18 protein-coding genes are annotated in these 25,001 nt (G+C 70.9%); 14 read left to right on the top strand and 4 right to left on the bottom strand.

Annotated features, from left to right (window positions below; all coding sequences use genetic code 11):
* The 4 genes from BLV01_RS19555 to BLV01_RS19540 all read right to left on the bottom strand — a co-directional run.
* Positions 1-3,814, bottom strand: a 3,814-nt coding sequence (locus tag BLV01_RS19555; RefSeq protein ID WP_175486122.1) for a condensation domain-containing protein, incomplete at its 3' end; no start/stop codon positions are given.
* A 622-nt stretch (positions 3,815-4,436) separates the two neighbouring features.
* Positions 4,437-5,216 carry a TSCPD domain-containing protein gene (locus BLV01_RS19550; RefSeq protein ID WP_091803877.1) on the bottom strand — a complete coding sequence of 260 codons (780 nt, stop codon included), beginning with the start codon at positions 5,214-5,216 and terminating at the stop codon, positions 4,437-4,439.
* A 158-nt stretch (positions 5,217-5,374) separates the two neighbouring features.
* Positions 5,375-5,893, bottom strand: a complete 519-nt coding sequence (locus BLV01_RS26410) for a hypothetical protein (protein WP_175486121.1) — start codon at positions 5,891-5,893, stop codon at positions 5,375-5,377.
* 266 nt (positions 5,894-6,159) lie between these two features.
* Positions 6,160-8,313 (bottom strand): adenosylcobalamin-dependent ribonucleoside-diphosphate reductase, encoded by a 2,154-nt coding sequence (locus BLV01_RS19540; protein WP_091803873.1) that lies wholly within the window; start codon positions 8,311-8,313, stop codon positions 6,160-6,162.
* Positions 8,314-9,198: 885 nt separating this feature from the next.
* Between BLV01_RS19540 and BLV01_RS19530 the strand changes: the two genes are divergently transcribed.
* The 14 genes from BLV01_RS19530 (at position 9,199) to BLV01_RS19465 (ending at position 24,793) form a co-directional block, all read left to right on the top strand.
* Positions 9,199-10,638, top strand: coding sequence for a Do family serine endopeptidase (locus tag BLV01_RS19530; protein ID WP_091803867.1), 1,440 nt, complete (start codon positions 9,199-9,201; stop codon positions 10,636-10,638).
* Positions 10,639-10,847: 209 nt separating this feature from the next.
* Positions 10,848-11,210, top strand: a complete 363-nt coding sequence (locus tag BLV01_RS19525; RefSeq protein WP_091803864.1) for a hypothetical protein — start codon at positions 10,848-10,850, stop codon at positions 11,208-11,210.
* Positions 11,207-11,716 (top strand): phage holin family protein, encoded by a 510-nt coding sequence (locus tag BLV01_RS19520; protein WP_254782700.1) that lies wholly within the window; start codon positions 11,207-11,209, stop codon positions 11,714-11,716. Before BLV01_RS19525 ends, BLV01_RS19520 begins: the two co-directional genes overlap by 4 nt.
* Positions 11,713-12,084, top strand: a complete 372-nt coding sequence (locus tag BLV01_RS19515; RefSeq protein ID WP_091803861.1) for a hypothetical protein — start codon at positions 11,713-11,715, stop codon at positions 12,082-12,084. The genes BLV01_RS19520 and BLV01_RS19515 overlap by 4 nt, the downstream gene beginning before the upstream one ends.
* A gap of 518 nt (positions 12,085-12,602) precedes the next feature.
* The gene (locus BLV01_RS19510) at positions 12,603-13,730 is read left to right on the top strand and encodes an AI-2E family transporter (RefSeq protein WP_254782699.1); all 1,128 of its coding nucleotides are present in this window, start codon (positions 12,603-12,605) and stop codon (positions 13,728-13,730) included.
* A 7-nt stretch (positions 13,731-13,737) separates the two neighbouring features.
* The gene (locus BLV01_RS19505) at positions 13,738-14,235 is read left to right on the top strand and encodes an endonuclease V (protein ID WP_091803856.1); all 498 of its coding nucleotides are present in this window, start codon (positions 13,738-13,740) and stop codon (positions 14,233-14,235) included.
* 71 nt (positions 14,236-14,306) lie between these two features.
* Positions 14,307-15,053, top strand: coding sequence for an HAD family hydrolase (locus BLV01_RS19500; protein WP_091803900.1), 747 nt, complete (start codon positions 14,307-14,309; stop codon positions 15,051-15,053).
* Positions 15,050-16,426, top strand: coding sequence for a leucyl aminopeptidase family protein (locus BLV01_RS19495; protein ID WP_091803853.1), 1,377 nt, complete (start codon positions 15,050-15,052; stop codon positions 16,424-16,426). The genes BLV01_RS19500 and BLV01_RS19495 overlap by 4 nt, the downstream gene beginning before the upstream one ends.
* A gap of 124 nt (positions 16,427-16,550) precedes the next feature.
* On the top strand, positions 16,551-17,150 hold the full coding sequence (locus BLV01_RS19490) for a nucleoside 2-deoxyribosyltransferase domain-containing protein (RefSeq protein WP_091803897.1): 600 nt from the start codon (positions 16,551-16,553) through the stop codon (positions 17,148-17,150).
* A gap of 535 nt (positions 17,151-17,685) precedes the next feature.
* Positions 17,686-19,779, top strand: coding sequence for a DUF7933 domain-containing protein (locus BLV01_RS19485; RefSeq protein ID WP_091803850.1), 2,094 nt, complete (start codon positions 17,686-17,688; stop codon positions 19,777-19,779).
* Between the two features lie 240 nt (positions 19,780-20,019).
* Positions 20,020-21,285, top strand: a complete 1,266-nt coding sequence (locus BLV01_RS19480) for an efflux RND transporter periplasmic adaptor subunit (protein WP_091803848.1) — start codon at positions 20,020-20,022, stop codon at positions 21,283-21,285.
* A 294-nt stretch (positions 21,286-21,579) separates the two neighbouring features.
* On the top strand, positions 21,580-22,272 hold the full coding sequence (locus BLV01_RS19475) for an ABC transporter ATP-binding protein (protein ID WP_091803845.1): 693 nt from the start codon (positions 21,580-21,582) through the stop codon (positions 22,270-22,272).
* A gap of 16 nt (positions 22,273-22,288) precedes the next feature.
* A complete protein-coding gene (locus BLV01_RS19470) occupies positions 22,289-23,455 on the top strand; it encodes an ABC transporter permease (RefSeq protein WP_091803842.1) in 1,167 nt (388 codons plus the stop codon).
* A 12-nt stretch (positions 23,456-23,467) separates the two neighbouring features.
* Positions 23,468-24,793, top strand: coding sequence for an ABC transporter permease (locus tag BLV01_RS19465; protein ID WP_091803839.1), 1,326 nt, complete (start codon positions 23,468-23,470; stop codon positions 24,791-24,793).
* The last annotated feature ends 208 nt before the right edge of the window (positions 24,794-25,001 follow it).

The raw sequence follows: 25,001 nt of genomic DNA, 5'->3' as shown, positions 1-25,001 counted from the left end.
TCCAGATTTCGCCGAGCAGGCCCGGCGCGCACAACTGGCCGGCCGCATCGACGACGTACATCGTGGTGTTCGACACCGGCCGGCCGATCGACAGCCGCCCGGCCGCCAGTTCGGCGTCGTCGGCCGCCGGCATCCAGGCCGAGGACAGCACCGTGGTCTCGGTCGGGCCGTAGGCGTTGACGTAGCGGCCGCGCGCGCTCCAGGTGCGCGCCAGTTCCACGGTCGGGGCCGAGCCGGCGGTGAGGATGCTCAGGGTCGCCGGCACCTGCGCGGGGTCGATCTGCTGCAGGTACGCCGGCGGGAACGCGGCGAAGGCGATGGCGTGCTCGCCCAGGTACGCGGCCAGCGCGCGCGGTTCCTGGATCAACTCGTCGGACAGCAGGTGCAAGGTCGCGCCGACCAGCAGCGCGCCGAAGATCTCGCCGATGGACGCGTCGAAGGTGTGCGGGGCGAACTGGGTGAAGCCCTGGCCGCGGCCGTACAGCCCGGCACCGCCGAGCCACAGGCTGAAGTTGACCAGGTTGCGGTGGCTCAGCGCGACGCCCTTCGGCGTGCCGGTGGTGCCGGAGGTGTAGATCAGGTAGGCGGTGCTGTCGCTGCTTTGCGGCTCGATGTCCGACGTCAGCAACGCCGCGTCGTCGCTGGTCCCGGCGGAAACCTCGACATCGTCGAGGCACAGCGCGGTCAGCGCGGTGCCCTCCACCAGCCCGGCATGCGCGCGCTTGGTCAGCAGGCGCGCGATACCGGCATCGCCGGCGATGAACGCCAGACGCTCGGGCGGGCAGTCCAGCGCCACCGGCACGTAGGCCGCGCCGGCGCGCATGATCGCCAGGATCGCGGCGATCAGCTCCGGTTCCTTCGGCAGCGCCAGCGCGACCCGGTCGCCCGGACGCACGCCGCGGCGGCGCAGCCACCCGGCGATCTGCGCGACCCGCGCCGACAGCCGCTTCCAACTCCAGCGCTCGGCGCCGGAGACGATCGCATCGTCCTCGCCGAGCGCCTCGGCCTGCTGCTGGAATACCTCGTGCGCGCACCGTTGCAGCGGGTAATCGACCTCGCTGCGGTTCCACTCGCACACCGCGCGCTCGCGCTCGGCCGCGCTCAGCGGCGACAGCTGGCCCACGCGCTGGTCGAACCCGTTGGCGACGCCGGCCAGCAGGTGGCCGAGGCGGTCGAGCATGTCGCGCGCGGCCGCGTCGCCGAACTGGCGGCTCTGGTAGGCCAGCTTGAGGGTCAGGCGCGGGCCCGGGTAGACGATCAGGTTCAGCGGGAAATCGCTGCGCTCCACCCCGCGCGCGTCGAGCACGCGCAGCTGCTGCCCGTCCATGCTCGGCAGGCTGCGGTCGAGCGGGAAGTTCTCCACCACCACCAGCGCGTTGAACAGCGCCTGGCCGGCGCGCGCGCCGCAGGCGCGCTGGATCGCCGCCAGCGGCAGGAAACCGTGGTCGCCGTGGTCGAGCTGCATCGACTGCACCTGGCGCAGCCACGCCGACAGCGTCTGCGCCGGATCGATGCGCAGGCGCAGCGGCAACGAGTTGATGAACAGGCCGACCATGCGCTCGATCCCGTCGAGCTCGGGCGGACGGCCGCTGGTGGTGTAGCCGAACAGCACCTCCTCCTCGGCGCTGTACTTGCTTTGCAGCAGGCCCCACGCGGCCAGGATCAGCGTGCCCAGGCTGACGCCTTCGTGCTTGAGCGCGCGGCCGAGCTGCGCGGTCAGCGCGACCGGCAGCTCCAGCACGTGCGCGCGCTGCTCGCCGGGGCCGGCGGTGTCGGCGTCGGCTTCGTCGTCCAGGCGCGCGCTCAGCGCCGCGCTGGCGGCCAGCGGCAGGCCGTCGAGGTAGCGCTGCCAATAGTCCGCGGCGGCCTGATGGTCGCGCGATTCCAGCCATGCGATGTAGTCGCGGTACGGCGGCGGCGCGGCGTTCTGATCATGGCCGGCGTAGACCTGGAACAGCTCCTGCGCCAGCAGGCCCATCGACCAGCCGTCGATCAGCGCATGGTGGTGGGTCCAGGCCAGGCAATGGCGGCGCGCGTCCAGCCGCGCCAGCAGCACCCGCATCGGCGGCGCTTCGCCGAGCGCGAACGCGCGCCGGCGTTCGCCGTCGAGCACGCGTTCGAGTTCGCTCTGGCGTTGGTCGTCGGCCAGCGCGCTCAGGTCGAGCTCGCGCCACGGCAGCGCGACCTCGCCCATCACCGCCTGCAGCAGGCGGTCGCCGCCCAGGTCGAGGAAGGCCGTGCGCAGCACCGGATGGCGCCGCACCAGCTCGACCCAGCTCGCGCGCAGGCGCTGCGGATCGGCGCCGTCCAGTTCCAGCCGCAGCTGGGTCAGGTACAGGCCGTCCGGGTTGGCGCCGTCGCTCATCAGCAGCAGGCCTTGCTGCATGCCGGTGCACGGGTACAGATCCTGCAGCGTCGGGTACTGCCGGCGCAGGTCCTGCAGCTCGGCCGGGGTGCAGTCGGCCAGCGACCACGCCGGCGCGGCCGCGTCGTCGCCGCCCTCGCCCACGCCGGCGCCCGGGCCGCCTTCGTCGTCGGCGATCTCGGCCAGCGTGCGTTCCAACTGCGCGGCCAGCGCGGCGATGGTATCGGCCTGGAACTGGCGCTCGCTGTAGTCGATGCGCACGGTCAGCGCGCCGTGCTCGACGCCGCCTTCCACGCCCAGCGCGTGGCTGCGGCGGCGACGCGCGCCGATGCGGCTGCCGCCGCGGTCCGGGTCGAACGCGCCGAGGTAGTTGAACAGCACCTGCGAGTCGCGACCCGCGCGCGCCTGCTCCAGGTCTTCGTCGCGGGCCAGTTCGTTCAACACCCCAAAGCCGATACCGGCGTGCGGCACCGCCGCCAGCGCGGCGCCGGCGGCGCGCAACTGCCCGCGCAGGTCGGCGCGCAAACCCTCCAGGCGCAGCGGGTACAACGCGGTGAACCAGCCCACGGTCTGGCTCAGGTCCACGCCGTCGAAGCCGGGCACCCCGCTCAGATCCGGACGGCCGTGGCTTTCCAGGTCGATGCGGATCGCATCGACCTGCTGCCACTGGCCCAGCGCGCGGCCCAGCGCCGCGGTCATCAGCTCGTGGATGCGCAGGCCGTGGCGCGCGGTGGCCTGGTCGAGCAGGCGCCGGGTCAGCGCCGGCGACAGGCGCAGTTCGTGCGTGCGGCTGCTGGCCTGCGTCGGCGCCTCGTCGTCGCCGTCCAGGCGCAGCGCCGCCGCCGGCGCGCGCAGCTGGTCCAGCCAATAGCGCTTCTCGGCGTCGATCTCGCCGCTGTAGGCGTAGTCGTGCAGGCGCGCGGCCCAATCCTGGTAGCCGGTCGCGCCCTTGCGCGCCAGCCGCACCGCTTCGCCGCGGCCGAGCTGGTCGAGCGCGGTGGCCAGATCGTCGGCCAGCACCTGCCACGACACCACGTCCACCACCAGGTGGTGCATCACCCACAGCAAGCGCGAACCGTTGGCGTCGCGCAGCCACAGCCAGCGCAGCAGCCGGCCCTGCTTGACGTCGAGCTCGGCCATCGCCGCATCGACCTGCGCCTGCACGTGCTCGCGCGCGGTCGCCGGCGCCTGCGCGGCATCGGCGTCGATCTCGACCAGAGCCTCGTCCCAGGCCTCGGCCGACAAAGCCTCGGCGCGGTACTGCGCCATCCAGCCGCCGGCGCTTTCGCGGAACTTCAGCCGCAGCGCGTCGTGGCGGGCCACGATCGCCTGCAGCGCGGCCTGCAGCTGATCGCGGCCGATGCCTTCGGCCAAAGGCACGTCGGCGTACTGCACGTAGCGGCCGTGCTCGTGGCGGTCGGCTTGCAGGAAGCGCCACTGGATCGGCACAAGACGTTGCTCGCCCGCAGCCAGAGCCGTCGCATCGATGCAAACCGCTCGATTCGGATGGTTCGCGCCAAGCGTTAGTCGCCCGGTCCGTTGCCCTGTTGCAGGCGCAAGCGCACCGTCCATGGCCTCGCTACGATCGGCACTACGATGCGTCCCCTCCGGCACGCAGGGCGTGAGGCTCACCATGACAGCTCCATTGTCATCAGATTGAAGCCTTCGACCGAATCGCCCAGGTCTCGCGGACAGTCGTCAGCCGTTCGATGCGTACCGCTTTTCGGACTCTATCGGGCGTACCTCGTCGTTGTAACTGTACGGTCGCCAGGACAGGTCGAGCCCCGAGGGCACGCTATCGCAGACCGACGTCCCGATAGCTACAGCGCGCTCGCAAAGAAAGAAGACCGTGATCGCACTGCGCCGTGCGCAAGATTCCGACGCCGGAAAAACAAAAAAGGGCTCCGAAGAGCCCTCTTTCTTGCGTTCGCTTGCAGATTCGAGCGCCGCTTACCAACGCGCGGCGTCCTGGCAACGATGTTCTGGTCAACCCATCGCCGGTTTATCGAGACCTGGATCGCAACTTAGCAAGTTCTGCACAAGCATCCATGCTGCGCCGACTCGACCGCCCTCACCCGCACTTGGAATACCCGCAATTCAGGCACGTCGCGCAGCCGTCCATGATCACCACCGCCTTGGTGCTGCACTTGTGGCACATGGTCGCGCTGGGCGGGAAGCTGGCGCCGTCGCCGGTGACGGTCACGTCCTCGTTGCGCGGGGCGACTACGGCGATCGAGGCGCCGGCGTCAGGGTTTTTTTTTGAGCGTTCTTCGTACGCGCGACGCTTTTCGGCGATCAATTCGCGGTGGGAGTCGCTCATTTCCGGGTCGTGGATCATGCCGATCGACTTGAGGTGGTCTTCGACGATCGCGCCGAGTTCGGCCACCAGCGAGGGCATGTACACGCCGCCGGCCTTGAAGTAGCCGCCGCGCGGGTCAAACACGGCCTTCATCTCGTCGACCAGGAAGGTCACGTCGCCGCCCTTGCGGAACACCGCCGACATGATGCGCGTGAGCGCCACGATCCACTGGAAGTGGTCCATGTTCTTGGAGTTGATGAAGATCTCGAACGGACGGCGCGATTCGTGTTCGGTGCCGGCGTTGAGCACGATGTCGTTGATGGTCACGTACAGCGCGTGCTCGAACAGCGGCGATTTGATCTTGTAGGTCGAGCCGATCAGGATCTCGGGGCGCTCGATGCGTTCGTGCATCTGGATCACGTCGGCGGTCGGCAGTTCTTCCGCCTTCGCCGAGGCGGCGCTGGCGGCGGCGGCTTTTGCCGCTTCCTTGGCCTTGTCGTCCGGCGTGACCACGCTGTAGCCCTTGATTTTCTTTTCGATCTTGACGGCCATCGGCCCGACTCCTGCGTTGCTGCGCTGCTGGTGCTGATTGGGGGAACATCGTTGCCGGGCGGAACCGCCCTGCCCCCTCCCGCCTTGCGACGGGAGAGGGACTCAGGCCTGCCTGGCCGGGGCGCGCTTGGCGAAGGCGCGCCCGGCCAGGGCCGGGCTCAACGCCGGGCGGTCTTCTTCGCGGCCTTCTTCGCCGGGGCCTTCTTCGCGGCCTTCTTGGCGGCGGCCTTCTTCACCGCCTTCTTGGCCGGGGCCTTCTTGGCGACCGCCTTCTTCGCGGCCTTCTTCGCGGCCTTCTTGGCCGGGGCCTTGGCCGCGACCTTCTTGACAGCCTTCTTCACCGCTTTCTTGACCGCGGCCTTCTTGGTCGCGACCTTCTTGGCGACTTTCTTGGCCGCCTTCTTCGCGGTCTTCTTGGCCGCGGCCTTCTTGCCGGTGGCCTTGGCCTTGAGCGCGCTCACTTCCTTCTTGGCGTCGGCGCTGGCCTTGGCCAGTTTCTTCTTGGCGGTGCCGACGGCCTTCTTGGCGGCCTTGCGGGCGCGGGTGGCGGTCTGCTTGACCGAAGCCACCGCTTCCTCGGCGCGCGTGGCGATGGCGCTGCCGAGGTTGCTCGCGGTTTCCTTCACGTTCTCCGCCGCCTGGGTCAGGGTCGCGGTCACTCCGTTACCGTTGCTCATTGGTGCCCTCCTGGTGGGCTGTGTCTTGGCGTACGCATGGTCAGGTGCAGCAATCGGGGTGTTGCCGGAGTGATGCTATACCCGCGGCGCGCGATAAAAACAGAGGGCGCGCGCCGCTTTCGACCGACGGCGCGAGCGCGGCGGCGGATCGCGGTCCGCGTCCGGATTCCCCGCCGCGGGCCGCGGTTTCGCGCGCGGCCGCCTGAACGGGAACGCCCGCCTCGCGCTGGCCGGCCCAAGGCCGGCCGCGCGCGGCGGGCGCGCCTTCAGAACTTGCCGTAATACCCTTCCTTCAAGGCGTCGAACAGGTTCGCGGCGGTGTGCATCTCGCCGTCGTATTCGATCTGCTCGTTGCCCTTGACCTCCAGCACGCTGCCGTCCTCGAGCTCGAAGCGGTAGGTGGTGTTCTCCAGGTCCGCTTCCTTGACCAGCACGCCCTGGAAGGCGGCCGGGTTGAAGCGGAAGGTGGTGCAACCCTTGAGGCCCTGCTGGTGGGCGTAGCGGTAGATGTCCTTGAACTGCTCGTACGGGTAGTCCGTGGGCACGTTCGCGGTCTTGGAGATCGAGGAGTCCACCCACTTCTGCGCGGCGGCCTGGACGTCGACGTGCTCCTTCGGCGAGATGTCGTCGGCGGCGATGAAGTAGTCGGGCAGCTTGGCCTCGGGCTCGTCGCTGAACGGCATCGCCCGGGCGTTGATCAGCTCGCGGTAGGCCAGCAGCTCGAAGGAATAGACGTCGACCTTTTCCTTGGACTTCTTGCCTTCGCGGATCACGTTGCGGCTGTAGTGGTGGGCGAAGGACGGCTCGATGCCGTTGGAGGCGTTGTTGGCCAGCGACAGCGAGATGGTCCCGGTCGGGGCGATCGAGCTGTGGTGGGTGAAGCGCGAACCGGTCTCGGCCAGTTCCTCGACCAGTTCCGGCGCCGCCTCGGCCACGCGCTGCATGTAGCGCGAATACTTGGCGTGCAGCACCTTGCCCGGGATGTCCTGGCCGACCTGCCAGCCGTCGCGCTTCATCTCCGGACGCTTGCGCAGCATCTCGGCGGTGACGGCGAATATCTCGTCCATGATCGGCGCGGGGCCCTTCTCCTTCGCCAGCGCCAGGCCCATCTCCCAGCCGGCCACGGCCATCTCGCGGGCGATGCGCTCGGTGAACTCGCACGACTCGGCCGAGCCGTACTTCATCTTCAGCATGGTGACGGTGCTGCCCAGGCCGAGGAAGCCCATGCCGTGGCGGCGCTTGCGCACGATCTCGTTGCGCTGCTGCTCCAGCGGCAGGCCGTTGACCTCGACCACGTTGTCGAGCATGCGGGTGAACACGCGCACGACTTCCTTGTATTCCTCCCAGTCGAACTCGGCCCGGTCGGTGAAGGCGTTGCGCACGAACTTGGTCAGGTTGACCGACCCCAGCAGGCAGGCGCCGTACGGCGGCAACGGCTGCTCGCCGCAGGGATTGGTGGCGCGGATGGTCTCGCACCACCAGTTGTTGTTCATCTCGTTGACGCGGTCGATCAGGATGAATCCGGGCTCGGCGTAGTCGTACGTCGAGACCATGATCATGTCCCACAGGTGGCGCGCGCGGATGTGGCCGTAGATCTTGCACGCCACCAGGCCGTCGTCGCGGACGATGTAGTTGCGGTGGGTCGGCCAGTCGCGCCAGACCACGGCGTTGGCGTCGTCCAGGTCGAGGTCGCCGCGCTCCTTGATGTTGACCGGGAACACCAGCGGCCAGTCGGCGTCGCTGTCGACGGCTTCCATGAAGCCGTCGGTGATCAGCAGCGACAGGTTGAACTGGCGCAGGCGGCCGTCTTCGCGCTTGGCGCGGATGAAGTCCTTCACGTCCGGGTGGCTGACGTCGAAGGTGCCCATCTGCGCGCCGCGGCGGCCGCCGGCGGAGGAGACGGTGAAACACATCTTGTCGTAGATGTCCATGAAGGACATCGGGCCGGACGTATAGGCGCCGGCGCCGGCGACGAACGCGCCGCGCGGCCGCAGGGTCGAGAATTCGTAGCCGATGCCGCAGCCGGCCTTGAGGGTCAGGCCCGCTTCGTGGACCTTCTCCAATATCCCGTCCATCGAATCCTCGATGGTGCCCGAGACCGTGCAGTTGATCGTCGAGGTGGCCGGCTTGTGTTCCAGCGCGCCGGCGTTGGAGGTGATGCGGCCGGCGGGGATGGCGCCGCGGCGCAGCGCCCAGACGAAGCGCTCGTACCAGTACTGCTGCTTCTCGGCGTTGGGCTCGGCGTCGGCCAGGGCCCGCGCCACGCGCTGGTAGGTGCCGTCGATGTCGGCATCCACCGGGTCCCCCGACTTGGTCTTGAGCCGGTACTTCTTGTCCCAGATGTCCTGGGACGCGGGCTGCAGCGCGATTTCCTGCTCTGCCGCCGGGTTCTTGACCGCCTCGAGGCGCACGGTGCTCATGCCTGTTTCGTCTCCTTCAATGGCGGCGGGCCGTTGGGTTGCGCCCGCCGCCGGTGGTTTCTTTGTACGAGGTAACCGGGGGATGGTCGTGTCGCGCCGTGCCGGGTCAAGGGCACGGTGTTGCGTTCGCTACGTCGTTGACGCTGGATCGGTGAAGCGGGTCGAACCGGTAATCGGGACGTTCTTCTTGTGTCCCGGGACGTAGCCCCTCACTGACGTGTTGTGTATCGATTCACGTGTGTAGGAGTCGTCGCGGGTTGTCGCATCCGCTCGGGCGGCAGGAGCCCGGCGCGGGGTCGTTCGCGGCCCGTCGTCAGCCCCCCGCCGACGACGATGCCCACGGCGCGTTGGCTTACGCGCCGCGTGTGGCCATGGGTGTGTTTGCGAGGTTCGCGTCCGCTCTCGTCATGAGCATGTCCTGCCTCAAGGAGACGTGAAGACTTTCCCAAGCCGAACCCCTACGCTTGGGCTCCCTCCGCGGGGCCGACCACTACATGTTGTGGCCTCGCAGGGGACTCACGCTACGCCCGGCGTCTGCGGAAGTCAACGGCTTGTTGATGACTATCACGCTTCGGCTGTCATCGCAGCGACCCGGATCGCAGCCTGGGCGAAGCCGCTCCGCGGCGCCGCCGCGCCGCGCCGGTGCGCGCCGGCACGAATCGGGCGCGCGCATCGCCACAACGGCCACTTCATCGGTTATTTATTGCCGCTCTCCAACACTGCAATTCGGTCCGACGGCCGCCGCCGTGCGGAACGCGGCGCGCCCGGCGCGGTCCAAGCCCGGCGCGGCGCGCTCCAGACCGGGCGCCGCCGCGTCGATCGCCCCCGTTTCGCCGTCGTCACCGCACCGCCCCTTCTTCCACGCACTTCCGGAACCGCGACACGATGCGTCCCTTGCCGACCCTGCTGACCCTCGCCCTGGCCGCCGCCTTCGGCGGCTTCGCCGCCACCGCCATCCGCGAAGGCCTGGAAGCGCCAGCGCAGGCCGCGCCGCTGCCGATGCCCTCGATCACCGTGCCGGCCGCGGCCGCGCTGCCGGCCTCGGTCGCCGGCCAGGCGCTGCCGTCGCTGGCGCCGATGCTGCAGCGGGTGACCCCGGCCGTGGTCAGCGTGCACACCAAGCAGACCGTGCGCATCCGCAACCCGTTCGCCAACGATCCGATCTTCCGCCGCATGTTCCCCAACATCCCGCAGGAGCGGATCAACGAATCGCTGGGCTCGGGCGTGATCGTCGACGCCAAGAACGGTTACGTGCTGACCAACCATCATGTGATCGAGGGCGCCGACGAGGTCTCGGTGACCCTGGCCGACGGGCGCACGGTCAAGGCCGAGTTCCTGGGCTCGGACCCGGACACCGACGTGGCGCTGATGCGCATTCCGGCGCAGAACCTCAGCGCGATCTCGCTGGCCGATTCCGACGGATTGCGGGTCGGCGACTTCGTGGTCGCGGTCGGCAACCCGTTCGGCATCGGCCAGACGGTCACCTCCGGCATCGTCTCGGCGGTCGGCCGCAGCGGCCTGCGCGGGCTGGGCTACCAGAACTTCATCCAGACCGACGCCTCGATCAACCCGGGCAATTCCGGCGGCGCGCTGGTCAACCTCAACGGCGAGCTGGTCGGCATCAACACCGCCAGCTTCAACCCGCAGGGCAGCATGGCCGGCAACATCGGCCTGGGCTTCGCGATCCCGGTCAACCTGGCGCGCAACATCAAGGACCAGCTGATCGCCAACAACGGCGTCGTGCGCCGCGGCACCCTGGGGCTGGAATCGCAGGACGTGACCCCGCAGCTGGCGGCAGCGCTCAAGCTGGCCGAGCCGCGCGGCGCGCTGGTCTCGCGGGTGTTCGCCGGCAGCGCCGCGGCCGCGGCCGGGCTGCGCGCCGGGGACGTGATCCTGTCGGCCAACGGCCAGCGGGTCGACGGCCGCGACGCGCTGCGCAACTTCGAGGGCCTGCAGTCGATCGGCAGCAAGATCGCGCTGGAAGTGCGCCGCGAAGGCCAGGCACTGCAGCTCAACGCGACCCTGCGCGAGCAGCCGCGCTCGATCGACGGCGGCGAACTCGATCCGCGCCTGGCCGGCGCCAGCTTCGGCGAGCTGCCCGAGCGCCTGCGCCAGTCGGGCCTGTCCGGCGTGGTGGTGGAAAGCGTGGCCCGCGGCAGTCGCGCGGCGGCCAACGATTTGCGCAAGGACGACATCGTTCTTGCGGCCAGCAGCGGCAACTTCGACGATCTCCCGGGCTTCCGCGCAAGCTTCACGCGCGCTCCGGCACAGTTGCTGCTGCGCGTGCAGCGCGGCAACAGCGTCGGCAACCTAGCCCTGCGCTAAAGGCCGGCCTCGTGGCGATGCACGCAGGCCGTTAACATCGGCCCGCTAAGATCGACCCGCAAGCGCGGCCCGCAGCGGCCGCCGCGCACCACCCCGTTCATCGCCGTCGAGGGCAGCGGTATCGCCCGGACCTGGCACGGCTCGCCGAACCCGGGACCTGTTCCGCGGTTCATTCCTGCAGCACTACGGAGCAACACGGAGGAAACACCATGACCCCCACCTCGACCGATAACGTCAAGAGCAACCTCGGCCAGGCCGGCGGCCACCTCAAGCAGGCCGCCGTCGATGCCGGCGACGCCATCCGCAGCGCGGCCGGCGTGGCCGGCGAAGAGCTGAAGGTCGGCAAGGCCAACGTCAAGTCCGACCTCGCCGACAGCGCGCTGGCCGGCATCGCCGCGGCCGAGCACGCCGGCGGCGCCGCGCGCGAGCAGGTCGATGCGCTGATGGACAAGGGCCGCGACCTGATCGAAAGCGCCGCCGAGCTGGTGCGCGAGCGTCCGCTGGCGTCGTTCGGCGTGGCCTTCGCTGCCGGTTTCATCATCGCCAAGCTCGCCCGCAGCGGCGACAAGTGAGCGCAGGCGACGCGCCCCACGGCGAGCAGGCGCGCGCCGCAGGTCCCGACGGCGGCGAGCCCCGACAGGGGCCGCTGCCGATCGACGAGGCGGTGCGCGAGATCGGCGAGGCGGGCCGCGAAGGCCTGTCCGCCGCGCTCGACACCGGCCGCGCGCTGCGCGGTCTGCTGATCGCCGATCTCGCCCTGGCCCGCAGCGCGCTGGGACGGGCGCTGATGTGGGTGGCGGTGGCGATCGTGTTCGGCGCGTCGTCGTGGCTGTTGCTGATGGCGGCGCTGATCGCGCTGCTGCAGGGCGCGTTGGGCTGGTCGTGGCTGGCCTCGATGTCGGCCGCGGCCGGTTTGAGCCTGGTGGTCACCGCGATCGGCGGCTGGCAGGCGCTGCGTTATTTCGAACACACCCGGCTCTCGGCGACGCGGCGGCAGTTGCGGCGGATGGGGCTGGGCCACGACGACGACGATGACGACGACCGGGGCGCCGGCGCGCATCGGCAGGAGGCGCGATGAGCCGGTTCGATCGCCTGCAGCGGCGCGTGGACAAGCGCGAGCGGCTGCTGGAAGGCCGTTATGAGCAAGTGCAGGTGCGCAAGCAGGTGTTGCAGCGTTCCTGGCGCGAGGCGTGGACGCCGGGGCGGATCGTAATCGCCGGGCTGGTGTCGGGCTTCTTCATGGGCCGCGCCGAGCCGGTCAAGATCGCGGTCAAGAGCGGCAACCTGATGCAGATCGTGAGCCTGTTGTCGGGGCTGTTCGCCGGCGCCGGCGCGCAGGAAGCGGCCGACCAGGCGGGGCAAGCCGCCGGCCAGGCCGGGCGCGCGGCGCGCGCGGCGGATCAAGCCGCCGACGGCGCGCAGGCGGCGGCGCGCGACGCGGCTTGATTCGAACGAGCGCGACGTAAGCGGCGTGGTCGCTGATTAGTTGGGGGGCTTCGGACGTCGTCCGGGGCGAGGCAAGATTTTTCGTGTGTCCGCCTCTTAGGCAGGGGGCGAGACTTCGGACCTGCGGACCTTGGCCCGGGGAAGCTCCCCGCCGGCTAGGGCCTGCGGCAAACGCCGGCGGGGAGCTTCCCCGGGCCAAGGTCCTCCACCTCTATCGATTCCCGCCTCGTTGCAGGCCGCACGCGTCGCATTGACGCGTACGCACATCGATGCGCCGGGCACTACACGCAGCACTCCTCCAAGCCGCCTCCCACGAAGCCGCAGCATCGGGCCTGCGGGAGTCCCTCCCGGGCCTTTGCCGCAGGCCTTGGCCCGGGAGGGACTCCCGCAGGCCCGATGCCCCGCGCAAGCCCCGCCAAGCCCGACACCCCGCGCAAGCCCCGCCAGCCAAGAAATCGCGCTGGCGCCTACACACGCAAGAGCGCACAGTTTGCGCCGGCTCACCGCACGCTGCCGCCTTGACCCCGTCCGACTCCGATTCCAACCCGCCGGCCCCCGCCGTCCCATCGCCCGCCAGCGAATCCGCGGCGACGCCTGCGCCGCCGCGCCCGCGCGGCCCGGTCTCGCTGCTGATCCTGGCCACCCTCGCCCTGGGCTACACCTTGTGGGCGGCGCAGGAACTGCTGCTGCCGATCCTGCTGGCCGCGTTCTTCGCCCTGGTCGGCAATCCGATCCTGCGCCTGCTCGGCAGGCTGCGCCTGCCGCGGCTGCTGGCGGCGCTGCTGGTGCTGGCCGGCGGCCTGGCCGTGGCCGGCGCGCTGACCCTGCAGTTGGCCGAGCCGGCCGGCGAGTGGGTGCGCCAGGTGCCCAAGGAACTCAAGCAGGTCGGCCCCAAGCTGCGGCAGATGACCAAGCCGTTCCAGGACGCCAACCGCGCCGCGCAGAACTTCGCCCGCGCCGCCGGCGGCGAGAACACCGCCAAGCCGGTGCAGGTGGTCAAGACCGAACTCGACGATCCCTACCGCGCGCTGACCTCCACGCCCAAGCGCGTGGCCCAGGTGCTGGCGGTGGTGCTGCTGACGTTCTTCTTCATGGTGTTCGGCGAGTCGCTGCAGCGCAACGCGATCGCGCTGTTGCCGGGCCAGCAGCAGAAGAAGCTGACCATCGACATCCTGCATTCGATCGAGCGCGAGATCTCGCGCTACGTGCTCACCATCAGCCTGATCAACACCGGCCTGGGGCTGGCCCTGGCCGGCGCGCTGTACGCGCTGGGCACGCCGCTGCAGGAGGCGCTGCTGTGGGGCACGATGGCGGCGCTGCTGAACTTCGCCCCGTTCGTCGGCCCGCTGATCGGGGTGGCGGTGATGCTGGTGATGGGCCTGGTCGCGTTCGACCAGCTGTGGCCGTCGCTGCTGCCGGCCGGGCTGTACCTGGGCCTGCACACGATCGAATCGCAGGTGGTCACGCCGCTGGTGCTGGGCCGGCGCATGCGCCTGTCGCCGCTGGTGCTGATGCTGGCGCTGATGTTCTTCGGCTGGCTGTGGGGCATCGTCGGCCTGCTGCTGGCGGTGCCGCTGCTGGTGTGCGTGAAGCTGGTGCTGGCGCGGATCCAGGGCCTGGAAGGCTGGGCGCGGCTGCTGGAATGAGCGGCGCGTGATCCTCGCCGCCGACGTGCACTACTTCGACGGCCGCGCGCGCGCGGCCGCGGTGCTGTTCGCCGACTGGGGCGACGCGTGCGCGGCGACGACGCTGACCGCGGACATCGACGCGGTCGCCGACTACGAACCCGGCGCGTTCCACCGCCGCGAACTGCCGTGCCTGGCCGCGTTGCTGGCGAAGCTGGACGCGCCGCCGGACTGCATCGTCGTCGACGGCCACGCCTGGCTCGACGGCGCCGGCCGCCCGGGCCTGGGCGCGCAATTGTGGGAATCATTGCAGCGCCGGGTGGCGGTGGTCGGCGTGGCCAAGACCCGCTTCGTCGACACCCCGGCCGAGGCCGAGGTGGCGCGCGGCGCCGGCACCCGGCCGCTGTACGTGACCGCGGCCGGCCTGGACCCGGCGCTGGCGCGCGCGGCGGTGGCGCGCATGGCCGGCGCGCACCGGCTGCCGGACTTGCTCAAGCAGGCCGACCGGCTGGCGCGCGGCGGCTGAACGCGGCGATCGCCGCGCTCGGCGACGCGCGTCGTCCATCGGCGCGGACGCGGCAGGCTAAAATGGCCGCCATGAGCTTCCCAGTCCGCGCCATCACCCTGGACCTCGACGACACCATCTGGCCGATCGCGCCGGTGATGGTGCGCGCCGAGGCGGTCCTCGACCAATGGCTGCGCACGCATGCGCCGCGCACCGCCGCGCTGTACCCGATCGACGCGGTGCGCGCGCTGCGCGACCGCATCGCCGGCGAACGCCCGGACCTGGCCCACGACTACACCACCCAGCGCCGGCTGACCCTGCAGCACATGCTGCGCGAGTCCGGCGACGACCTCGGCCTGGCCGAGCCGGCGTTCGACGCCTTCTTCGCCGCGCGCTGCGAAGTCGAACACTACGCCGACAGCGAGGCCGCGCTGGCGCGGCTGGCCGCGCGGGTGCCGCTGGCGGCGCTGAGCAACGGCAACGCCGACCTCAAGCGGATCGGGCTGATGCCGCTGTTCCGCTTCCAGCTCGGCGCGCGCGAGCACGGCCGGGCCAAGCCCGACGCGAGCATCTTCCACGCCGCCTGCGCGCGGCTGGAGTTCGAGCCGGCGCAGGTGCTGCACGTGGGCGACGACATCGAGATGGACGTCGTCGGCGGCCGCGGCGCCGGCCTGCGCACGTGCTGGATCAACCGCGAGGCGCGCCAGTGGCCCGGCCAGCATCCGCGCCCGGACCTGGAATTTTCCACCCTCACCGAACTGGCCGACTGGCTGGATCGCACTTCCCTGGACCGCGCCGTCGTCGACGGCGCGTCCCGCACGGACACCACCTGCGCATGACCGAACCCCTGGGCTTCACCTCTTCCGCCAGCGGCGCCCTGCCGCTGGACCTGGTCGGCCGCGTCGACTTCGCCGCCTGGCGCGACGCGCTGCCGCCGGCCTCCGCCGCCTGGGTGCAGGCGCACGGCTTCGACGGCGCGCCGGGCACCGTGGTGCTGGTGCCCGGCCCCGACGGCGAACTGCTCGGCGCGGCGATCGGCATCGGCGATCCGCTCGATCCCTACTCCTACGGCCACGCGCCGTTCGCGCTGCCGGCGCGCAGCTGGCGCGCGCCGACCGGGCTGGGCCCGGGCGTGCGCGACGCGCTGCGCCTGGGCTGGGGCCTGGGCAGCTACCGCTTCGGCCGCTACAAGGCGCCGCCGCGCGCGCCGGCGCAGTTGCTGGCCGAGGGCTTCGACGACGAGGTCTTCGCCGTGCTCGCCGCCAGCGTGCGCGTGCGCGACCTGGTCAACACGCCGACCGAGCACATGGGCCCGGACGAACTGGAGCAGGTCGCGCGCGAGATCGCGCAGCGCCACGGCGCCAAGATCGAGGTGATCGCCGGCGACGAGCTGCTGGCGCAGAACTTCCCCGCCATCCACGCCGTCGGCCGCGCCTCGCACCGCGCGCCGCGCCTGATCGCGCTGGAATGGGGCGACGCCGCGCATCCGCACGTGGCCGTGGTCGGCAAGGGCGTGTGCTTCGACACCGGCGGCCTCGACCTCAAGCCGGCCGACGGCATGCGCTGGATGAAGAAGGACATGGGCGGCGCCGCGCACGCGATCGCCCTGGCGGAGCTGATCATGGCGCGCAAGCTGCCGTTGCGGATCACCCTGCTGGTGCCGGCGGTGGAGAACGCGATCGGCCCCAACGCGTTCCGCCCGGGCGAGGTGATCGCCACCCGCCAGGGCATCAGCGTGGAGATCGACAACACCGACGCCGAGGGCCGGGTGGTGCTGTGCGACGCGCTGGCCTACGCCGGCGAGCGCAAGCCGGCGCTGCTGCTCGACTTCGCCACCCTCACCGGCGCGGCGCGGATCGCACTGGGCCCGGACCTGCCGGCGCTGTACGCCAACCAGGACGCGCTGGCGCAGGACTGGCTCGACGCCGGCACGGCCCAGCGCGACCCGGTCTGGCGCATGCCGCTGTGGCGCCCGTACCTGCGCTACCTCACCAGCCACATCGCCGACATCGCCAACGGCGGCCCGTCGAAGATGGCCGGTTCGGTGACCGCGGCGCTGTACCTGGAGCGCTTCGTCCCCGCCGACCTGGCCTGGGCGCACCTGGACGTGTACAGCTGGAACGACGCGGACCGCCCGGGCCGCCCGGCCGGCGGCGAGGCCCAGGGCCTGCGCGCGGTATTCGCCATGCTCAAGGCGCGCGCGGCCGGCTGAGGCCGGCGGCGCGGGGGAACGGGCAATGACGTACCGATCGATATACATGGCGCTGGCGTTGGCCGCGGCGGCGGCGCTCGCGACCGGTTGCGCGGGCGCCGGGACGAAACGGGAGACGGCGGGCATGGCGAAGACGGACGAGACGGCGCGGATCGATTCGGGCCAGGCCGCTGCGAACCGGGCCGGCTCGCAGCCGGTCGCCCCGAACCAGGCCGAGGCGGTACCGGCGCGCCCGGCGCACTCGGAACTGGTGCGCTCGCCGCAGCCGTTGCCGGCCGACGACCGGCTCACGGTGTTCCTGGCCGGCAGCATCGACATGGGCGGCAGCGCCGACTGGCAGGCGCAGTTCGCGCGCGAGCTGGCCGACGAGGGCGTGGTGCTGCTCAACCCGCGCCGCGAGGACTGGAACCCGGCGTGGAAGCCGGTCGCCGAGGAACCCGAGTTCCGGCGCCAGGTCGAGTGGGAGCTCGCCGCCCTGCAACGCGCCGACGTGATCGCGATGTACCTGGCGCCGGGCTCGCAGGCGCCGATCAGCCTGCTCGAACTGGGCCTGCACGCCGGCTCGGGCAAGGTCCTGCTGGCCTGCCCCGACGGCTTCTGGCGCAAGGGCAACGTCGACATCGTCGCCCAGCGCTACGGCATCCCGCGCTACGACACCTTGCCGGCGCTGGTGCAGGCGGTGCGCGCGCGGCTGGCGGAACTGCGGCAGGCGCGGGCGCGCTGATCGCGGCCGGTTTTCGCGGCCCGGCCCGCCCGATGCGGACGCCAGCGGGGTTGCGCCGCGACGCTCCCCGGCCCTCATCCCCGCCAACGCAGGAATCCAGGGACTTCAGCGCCCTGCCTGGATAAAGCCCTGAATGCCCGCCTTCGCGGGCATGACGCTGGTCGGGCATGACGCTGGTGGAGTTGCGCCGCGACGCTCCCCGGCCTTCATCCCCGCCAACGCGGGGCGAAGCCGGCCACAAACTCCGGCGGATTCGCGCCACCCTGCCGACTCCCAGGCGCGCCTCCTGCCCCGCCGCGCTTTGCCGCTTCGGCCGTTGTCCTCTGCGCTCCCCGTATCGCGTTGATTCCTTTCGGTTCCGGGTCGCCCAGGGGACTGGCGCCGGCGCCATCGTTCATACAAAATGTGATTTGTGGCACATTAATTCAGTGTCATGAATCACTGAAGTCGGTCCAGGCCCCCGCGCCTGGGTCCAGGGCCGCCAGGCAGCCTCAGCGCCCGAACCTTCGCAGTAAGGCTCGCAACAGGGGAATCCATGAATCGCTCGACCCAATTCGGCCGCAAGGCCGGCGCGCTGCTGTGCGCTCTCGCGCTGGCGTTCGCCGGCAACGTCCTGGCCAGCGGCGCCACCACCCAGCGCCAGGCCAACGCCACCGGCGGCACCCTGACCGACGGCTCCGACGGCCTGCGCGTGACCTGGGGCAGCAACAGCCAGTTCCAGGTGCGGCTGGGCGGCGCCGACCAGGTCTACAACGCCGGCGCCACGCCCACCACCGGCAGCCTGTTCAACAGCGTCTACCTGCGGGTCGACCGCGGCAACGGCGCGGTGCGGGTCTACAACAACGCCAACAACGCCAACCAGGCCGCGTTCGCGCTGTTCACCCAGGTCTCGCAGAGCGCGCTGGCCGGCGCCGGCACCCCGGCGTCGCCGTACCAGACCACCACCGTGCTGCGGCCGAGCAACGCCGCCGACACCGGCATCACCCTGACCATCCTCGACAGCTACATCGTCCCGCAGGCCTGGTTCACCCGCCGGGTCTCGCTGAGCGGCATGCCCGCCAGCGGCGCGACGATCCGCTTCTACCAGAACGTCGATACCTACCTGCAGGGCGGCGACAACGGCCCGGGCTTCAGCCGCACCAGCCCCGGCAACACCACCAGCCGGCCCGACCTGGTCGGCGTCGCCAAGGGCACCCAGTTCGAAGCGCTGTGGTGGGAGCCCTCGTCGGGCACGCCGAACTGGGACCGCTACTTCAGCGGCAGCTACACCTTCCCGCAGTGGCAGATCTGCAACGGCGGCAACACCCAGACCGGCAACTGCACCACCGCCGGCGGCAACCTCAGCAACGCCATCGACACCAACGCCAACACCGACAACGGCATGGCGGCGCAGTGGAACATCCCCAGCGGCGCGTCCAGCTTCGTCGCCGAGTACCGGATCACCTTCGCGGTCAGTTCGGTCGACCTGGTCAAGCGCTTCGCGCCGGCCACGATCAACGTCGGCGGCGTGTCGACGCTGACCTTCGAGCTGACCAACAAGAGCGCCAACACCACCAACAGCATCCGCTTCACCGACACCCTGCCGGCCAACGTGGTGGTGGCGCCGACCCCGAACGTGCGCACCAACTGCCCGGCCGGCGGCGCCCTGAGCAACGCCCTGGGCAGCATGACCGTGACCGCCGCGGCCGGCAGCGGCTCGATCGCGGTGAACAACGCCACCGTCAACGGCGCGAACAGCAACGGCGGCCAGCTCGCCTGCCAGGTCGCCGTCGACGTCACCTCCGCCACCGTCGGCGTCTACCACAACACCAACGCCAGCATCGGCAACACCAACAACCTGGTGAACCTGGTCGGCGACGAAGTGCTGACCGTGGTGCAGCCGCAACTCACCGCCAGCAAGTCGGTCAGCGGCGCGCTCGCCGCCGGCCAGACCGGCGCGGCCGGCGACGGCTACTTCAGCATCGGCGTGCAGAACACCGGCAGCGGCGCGACCAGCGGCGCGATCGCCATCGCCGACACCCTGCCGGCCGGCTTCAGCCTGGTCTCGGCCTCCAGCGCGCAGGGCGCGGTGAACTGCGGCACCTTGCCGGCCACCGGCACGGTCAGCTGCAGCTTCACCCCGACCGCGCCGATCGCCGCCGGCGACAGCGCCAGCGTGCGCCTCAACGTCGCCATCGCCGCGACCGCGACCGGCTCGCCGGTGAACCACGTCGGCGTGGCCGGCGGCGGCGATCCCGATCCGCTGCCGGCCTGCCCGGCCGCCGGCAACGCGCAGTGCGCGCAGACGCCGGCGCCGATCGCGGTCAAGGTCAGCCTGAGCCTGGCCAAGAGCGAAGATCCGCTGTCTTCGACCTACACCCCCGGCGCCACCACCATCTACACCCTGCGCGCCTGCAACGACACCGGTCCGGCGGTGGCCAACGGCGCCACCCTCAGCGATCCGCTGCCCAACGGCGCGCGCCTGTCCGGTCCGTGGAGCTGCACCGGCACCGGCAACGGCATCTGCCCGGCCAACGGCGGCGCGACCGACGACGACGCGGTCAACATCGCCGGGCTGGTCCTGCCGGTGGGCGCCTGCATCAACGTGCGGGTGCCGGTGCGGTTCAATCCGAATCCGTCGGCGTACTGAGCCGACGCCGCGCGCCGCAGACGGCCGTCGCCGGGGGTCCCGGCGGCGGCCGTCTTGCGTTTCGCCGGCGCAACGCCGCGGCCGCGCGCCGCCATCGCCGGGGAGGGGGCCACGCCGCGGGCGTGACAAGTGTCAGCCGCGGCCGGCGACAGCGGCGCTGACAAAAACTGACTTTAAGCAGGTTGGATCGCGCGCGCGCCCCGGTCACACTAGGCGGCATCTGGCGTCTTGGTTGGGAACATGAGTGCATCCGCCGATCTGCTGAAGGAACTCCGCATCGACCGCAACCGCCCGCCGCCGCCGTCGGGGCCGGGCCGCGGCCTGATCGTCGGCGCGATCGTGCTGGTGCTGGTCCTGGCCGCGGTGGCCGGCTGGTTCGTGTTCGCCCGCAACGCCGGCGCCCAGGTCCGCACCGCCAGCGTCACCGCGATCGGCGCCGGCAGCGGCGGCGCGGGCGCCTCGGTGCTCGACGCCACCGGCTACATCGTCGCCCGCCGCATCGCCACGGTCTCGGCCAAGATCACCGGCAAGGTGCGCGAGGTGATGATCGAGGAAGGCCAGCGGGTCGAGGCCAACCAGATCATGGCCACGCTGGACCCGATCGACGCCAACGCCCAGCGCGAACTCAGCGCCGCCCAGCTCGCCGCCGCGCAGAGCGACGTCGCCCGGGTCCAGGCCCAGCTCACGGAGGCCGAGGCCAACGCCGGGCGCCTGTCCGGGCTGGCCCGGCAACAGCTGGTGTCGCGCTCGCAGTACGACCAGGCCGTCGCCCAGCGCGACTCGCTGCGCGCGCAGCTGCTGACCGCGCAGCGCAACGTCAAGGTGTCGGGCGATTCGCTGCGCATCTCCGACATCGGCGTGGACAACACCGTGGTGCGCGCGCCGTTCGCCGGCGTGGTCACCGCCAAGGCCGCGCAGCCGGGCGAGATCGTCTCGCCGCTGTCGGCCGGCGGCGGCTTCACCCGCACCGGCATCGGCACCATCGTCGACATGGATTCGCTGGAGATCGAAGTGGACGTCGGCGAGGCCTTCATCGGCCGGGTCCAGCCGAAGATGCCGGTCGAGGCCACCCTCAACGCCTACCCGGACTGGAAGATCCCGGCCGAGGTCATCGCCATCATCCCGACCGCCGACCGCGGCAAGGCCACGGTCAAGGTGCGCATCGCGATCAAGAGCCGCGACCCGCGCATCGTCCCGGACATGGGCGTGCGGGTGAGCTTCCTGGAAGCCGCCAAACCCGCCGGCGCGGCCCCCGCCAAGCCCAGCGCGATGCTGCCCAACGCCGCGCTGGCCCAGCGCGAGGGCAAGGACGTGGCCTTCGTGGTCGAGGACGGCAAGGTCCGCCAGGCCGCGCTGACCCTGGGCCGCAAGCTCGGCGACGACCGCGAGGTCACCGCCGGCCTGGTCGGCGGCGAGAACGTGGTGCTCGATCCGCCCGATTCGCTCGCCGACGGCGCCAAGGTGCGTGTCGAAAACGCCGGCGCCGATTCGTCGGATACGCAGTGACGCAACAACGACGCCGCCCGGCGGCGCCGAAGCGCACGATGCGCCTGCGCTGACGGCCGCGCGCCGCAGCGCACGCATCCAGGCAATCCCGCGCGGCCGCCATGGCGCCGCGCGCGCTCCACCGGTCCGCGACCGGCGCGCCCGCGCGCGCCCCGCCCTCCGCCGCACCGCTTCGCGCTGCACCGCTTCGATCCGCACCGCTTCGATCCGCACCGTTTCGATCCGCGCCGCTACCACCCGCGTCGCGCCCGCTCCCGTACCGATCCCGCATCCGCACACCCGAGGACGTCGAAGATGGACACCCTGGTTTCGATCAACCACCTCACCAAGACCTACCAGCGCGGCCCGGAAAAGGTCGAAGTGCTGCACGGCATCAACCTGGACATCGCCAAGGGCGACTTCGTCGCGCTGATGGGCCCGTCGGGTTCGGGCAAGAGCACCCTGCTCAACCTGATCGGCGGCCTGGACAACCCCAGCAGCGGCGAGATCACCGTCGAGGGCGAGCGCATCGACCGCATGAGCCCGGGCCAGCTGTCGCAGTGGCGCAGCCGCCACGTCGGCTTCATCTTCCAGTTCTACAACCTGATGCCGGCGCTGACCGCGCAGAAGAACGTCGAACTGCCGCTGCTGCTGTCGCCGCTCGACGGCGCCCAGCGCAAGCGCAACGCCGAGATCGCGCTGACCCTGGTCGGCCTGGCCGAGCGCCGCAGCCACCGGCCCAACGAACTCTCCGGCGGCCAGCAGCAGCGCGTGGCGATCGCCCGCGCGATCGTCTCCGACCCGACCCTGCTGATCTGCGACGAGCCCACCGGCGACCTCGACCGCCAGTCGGCCGAGGAAATCCTCAACCTGCTGCGCCTGCTCAACCGCGAACACGGCAAGACCATCGTCATGGTCACCCACGACCCGAAGGCCGCCGAGTACGCCACCCACACCCTGCACCTCGACAAGGGCACCCTGGTCGAGCAGCAGCCCGACGCGCACTGAGCCGGAGGGACGGGCCATGAAGTATTTCCATCTGATCTGGGCCGAGCTGATGCGGCGCAAGACCCGCACCGCGCTGACCCTGCTGTCGATCGTCGCCGCGTTCTTGCTGTTCGGCCTGCTCGACGGCGTGCGCGAGAGCTTCGACCAGGCCGGCAACAGCGCCAACGGCGCCAAGCGCCTGCAGACCGGCTCGCGGCTGTCGTTCATCCAGCCGCTGCCGATGTCGCTCAACGACCGCATCGGCCAGGTCCAGGGCGTGAAGCAGGTGTCCTACGCCAACTGGTTCGGCGGCGCCTACCAGGACCCGCACAACCAGATCTTCAGCTTCGCGGTGGCATCGAACTACCTCGACCTGTATCCGGAGATCCAGGTCGACAAGGCCCAGCGCAAGGCCTTCGACGAGACCCGCACCGGCGTGCTGGTCGGCGCGCAGCTGATGCAGCGCTTCGGCTGGAAAGTCGGGCAGAAACTGCCGCTGCAGTCGACCATCTTCCCCAACAGCGACGGCAGCAAGAACTGGAACTTCGACATCGTCGGCACGATCGCCGCCGCCGACAAGAAGACCGGCGGCTGGTACGACCAGATGGTGCTGCTGCACTGGAAGTACTTCGACGATTCCAACCCCTACAACCGCGGCCAGGTCGGCTGGTACATCACCGAAGTCGGCGACGTGAACCAGGCCGACCGCGTGGCCAAGGCCATCGACGCGATCTCGGCCAACTCCGACCACGAGAGCAAGACCCAGACCGAGGCGGCGTCGGCGGCGAACTGGATGAAGCAGATGGCCGACATCGGCCTGATCGTCGGCTCGATCATGGGCGCGGTGTTCTTCACCCTGGTGCTGCTGACCGGCAACACCATGGCCCAGGCGGTGCGCGAGCGCACCTCCGAGCTGGCCGTGCTCAAGACCATCGGCTTTCCCGACCGCAGCGTGCTGATGCTGGTGCTGGCCGAATCGGTGCTGCTGTTGCTGATCGGCGGCACCATCGGCGTCGCCCTGGCGCGGCTGATGGGCCCCGTCGTCAGCGCCGGCAGCCGCGGCGCGATCAATATCCCGCCGATCAGCGGCCACAGCTGGGCGCTGGCGGTGGGCCTGATGGTCGCCATCGGCCTGGTGGTCGGCGCGCTGCCGGCGATCCGGGCGATGCGCCTGAACATCGTCGACGCCCTGGCCGGGCGCTAACGGAGACCGCACATGAAGAAGCTCGTATCGTTCGGCCGCGGCCTGTTGACCGCGCTGGCGCTGATCGCCGGACTGGCCTTGTGGGCGGTGGCGCCGTGGCCGGTGCTGGTCGGCCTGGCGGCGCTGGTGGCGCTGTGGATGCTGCTGACCCGCAGCGGCCAGCAGGCCGCCTCGGTCGCCGGGGTCGGCATCAGCACGCTGCGCCAGCGCCTGGGTTCGTCGTCGGTGGTGGTGATCGGCATCGCCGGCGTGGTCGCGGTGCTGGTGGCGATGCTGTCGATGGCCGAAGGCTATCGCCAGACCCTGGCCCGCACCGGCAGCGCCGACACCGTGCTGGTGCTGCGCGGCGCGTCCGCGGCCGAGGTGATGTCGACCCTGGACCTGGCCAGCATCAACGTGATCGAACAGGCCCAGGGCATCGCCCGCGGCCCCGACGGACGCCCGCTGGCCTCGCCGGAGACCGTGGTCGCGGCCAACCTGCCGATCAAGGGCGGCGCGCCCGACCAGGACGGCAGCGTGCAGCTGCGCGGCGTCGGCGACCGCGCCTGGCTGGTGCGGCCGCAGGTCAAGATCGTGCAGGGCCGCAAGTTCGAGACCGGCAAGCGCGAGGTGGTGGTCGGCAGCGGCGCGCAGCGCCAGTTCGCCGGCCTGGAGGTCGGCAAGCAGATCCGCCTGGGCAGCGAGCAGTGGACCGTGGTCGGCACGTTCAAGTCCGGCGACGCGATGGATTCGGAAGTGTGGGCCGACGCCGAGATGGTCGCCGCGACCTACCGCCGCGGCGCCTCGCGCAACGCGGTGGTGGCCAAGCTGACCTCGGCCGGGCAGTTCAAGCCGTTCAAGGCCGCGCTGGCCGGCGACCCGCGCCTGCAGGTCGACGTCACCACCACCGCCGACTACTTCGCCAAGCAGTCCGAGGGCATGACCACGGTGATCCGGGTCATCGGCATCGTGGTCGGCTCGATCATGGCCATCGGCGCGGTGTTCGGCGCGCTGAACACCATGTTCGCCACCGTCGCCACCCGCGCGCGCGAGATCGCGACCCTGCGCGCGATCGGCTTCCGCGGCCTGCCGGTGGTGGTGGCGGTGATGCTGGAGACGATGCTGCTGGCCCTGGTCGGCGGCCTGATCGGCGGCGTGCTGGCCTGGGCGATCTTCAACGGCTACACCGCCTCGACCATCGCCGGCGGCGTCGGCCAGCTGACCTTCGACTTCCGCGTCACCGGCGAACTGCTGTGGAGCGGGCTGAAGTGGGCGCTGGCGATCGGCTTCGTCGGCGGCCTGTTCCCGGCGCTGCGCGCGGCGACGTTGCCGGTGACGGCGGCGCTGCGGGCGTTGTAGACCGCGCCGCTCGAACCGCATCGGCAGCGCGCGGACACGAAAGCCCCCTTCGCTGAAGGGGGCTTTTTTTCGTGACGCGCGGCGCGCTGCGTCGCATCGCGCTGCGCACGCCTGGCGCAGGTCGCGCGCATGCACCCAGCGCGGCGGAAAACGGCGCTGGCGGCCGCCACGCAACGCGCGCTAGGCTGCGCCAACGCCATCGTGTTCA

The organism is Lysobacter sp. yr284 (assembly GCF_900107375.1).
Classification (GTDB): domain Bacteria; phylum Pseudomonadota; class Gammaproteobacteria; order Xanthomonadales; family Xanthomonadaceae; genus Lysobacter.
The sequence above is the reverse complement of the archived record's forward strand: the minus strand, read 5'-3'. Positions and strand labels throughout refer to the sequence as shown.

Bases quoted from the DNA above. Each gene is read 5' to 3' on its own strand.
- BLV01_RS19480 (WP_091803848.1), top strand. From the start codon at position 20,020: ATGAGTGCATCCGCCGATCTGCTGAAGGAACTCCGCATCGACCGCAAC.
- BLV01_RS19475 (WP_091803845.1), top strand. From the start codon at position 21,580: ATGGACACCCTGGTTTCGATCAACCACCTCACCAAGACCTACCAGCGC.
- BLV01_RS26410 (WP_175486121.1), bottom strand. From the start codon at position 5,893: ATGAGCAACGGTAACGGAGTGACCGCGACCCTGACCCAGGCGGCGGAG.
- BLV01_RS19495 (WP_091803853.1), top strand. From the start codon at position 15,050: ATGACCGAACCCCTGGGCTTCACCTCTTCCGCCAGCGGCGCCCTGCCG.
- BLV01_RS19540 (WP_091803873.1), bottom strand. From the start codon at position 8,313: ATGAGCACCGTGCGCCTCGAGGCGGTCAAGAACCCGGCGGCAGAGCAG.
- BLV01_RS19485 (WP_091803850.1), top strand. From the start codon at position 17,686: ATGAATCGCTCGACCCAATTCGGCCGCAAGGCCGGCGCGCTGCTGTGC.
- BLV01_RS19550 (WP_091803877.1), bottom strand. From the start codon at position 5,216: ATGGCCGTCAAGATCGAAAAGAAAATCAAGGGCTACAGCGTGGTCACG.
- BLV01_RS19515 (WP_091803861.1), top strand. From the start codon at position 11,713: ATGAGCCGGTTCGATCGCCTGCAGCGGCGCGTGGACAAGCGCGAGCGG.
- BLV01_RS19530 (WP_091803867.1), top strand. From the start codon at position 9,199: ATGCGTCCCTTGCCGACCCTGCTGACCCTCGCCCTGGCCGCCGCCTTC.
- BLV01_RS19490 (WP_091803897.1), top strand. From the start codon at position 16,551: ATGGCGAAGACGGACGAGACGGCGCGGATCGATTCGGGCCAGGCCGCT.
- BLV01_RS19525 (WP_091803864.1), top strand. From the start codon at position 10,848: ATGACCCCCACCTCGACCGATAACGTCAAGAGCAACCTCGGCCAGGCC.
- BLV01_RS19500 (WP_091803900.1), top strand. From the start codon at position 14,307: ATGAGCTTCCCAGTCCGCGCCATCACCCTGGACCTCGACGACACCATC.
- BLV01_RS19470 (WP_091803842.1), top strand. From the start codon at position 22,289: ATGAAGTATTTCCATCTGATCTGGGCCGAGCTGATGCGGCGCAAGACC.
- BLV01_RS19465 (WP_091803839.1), top strand. From the start codon at position 23,468: ATGAAGAAGCTCGTATCGTTCGGCCGCGGCCTGTTGACCGCGCTGGCG.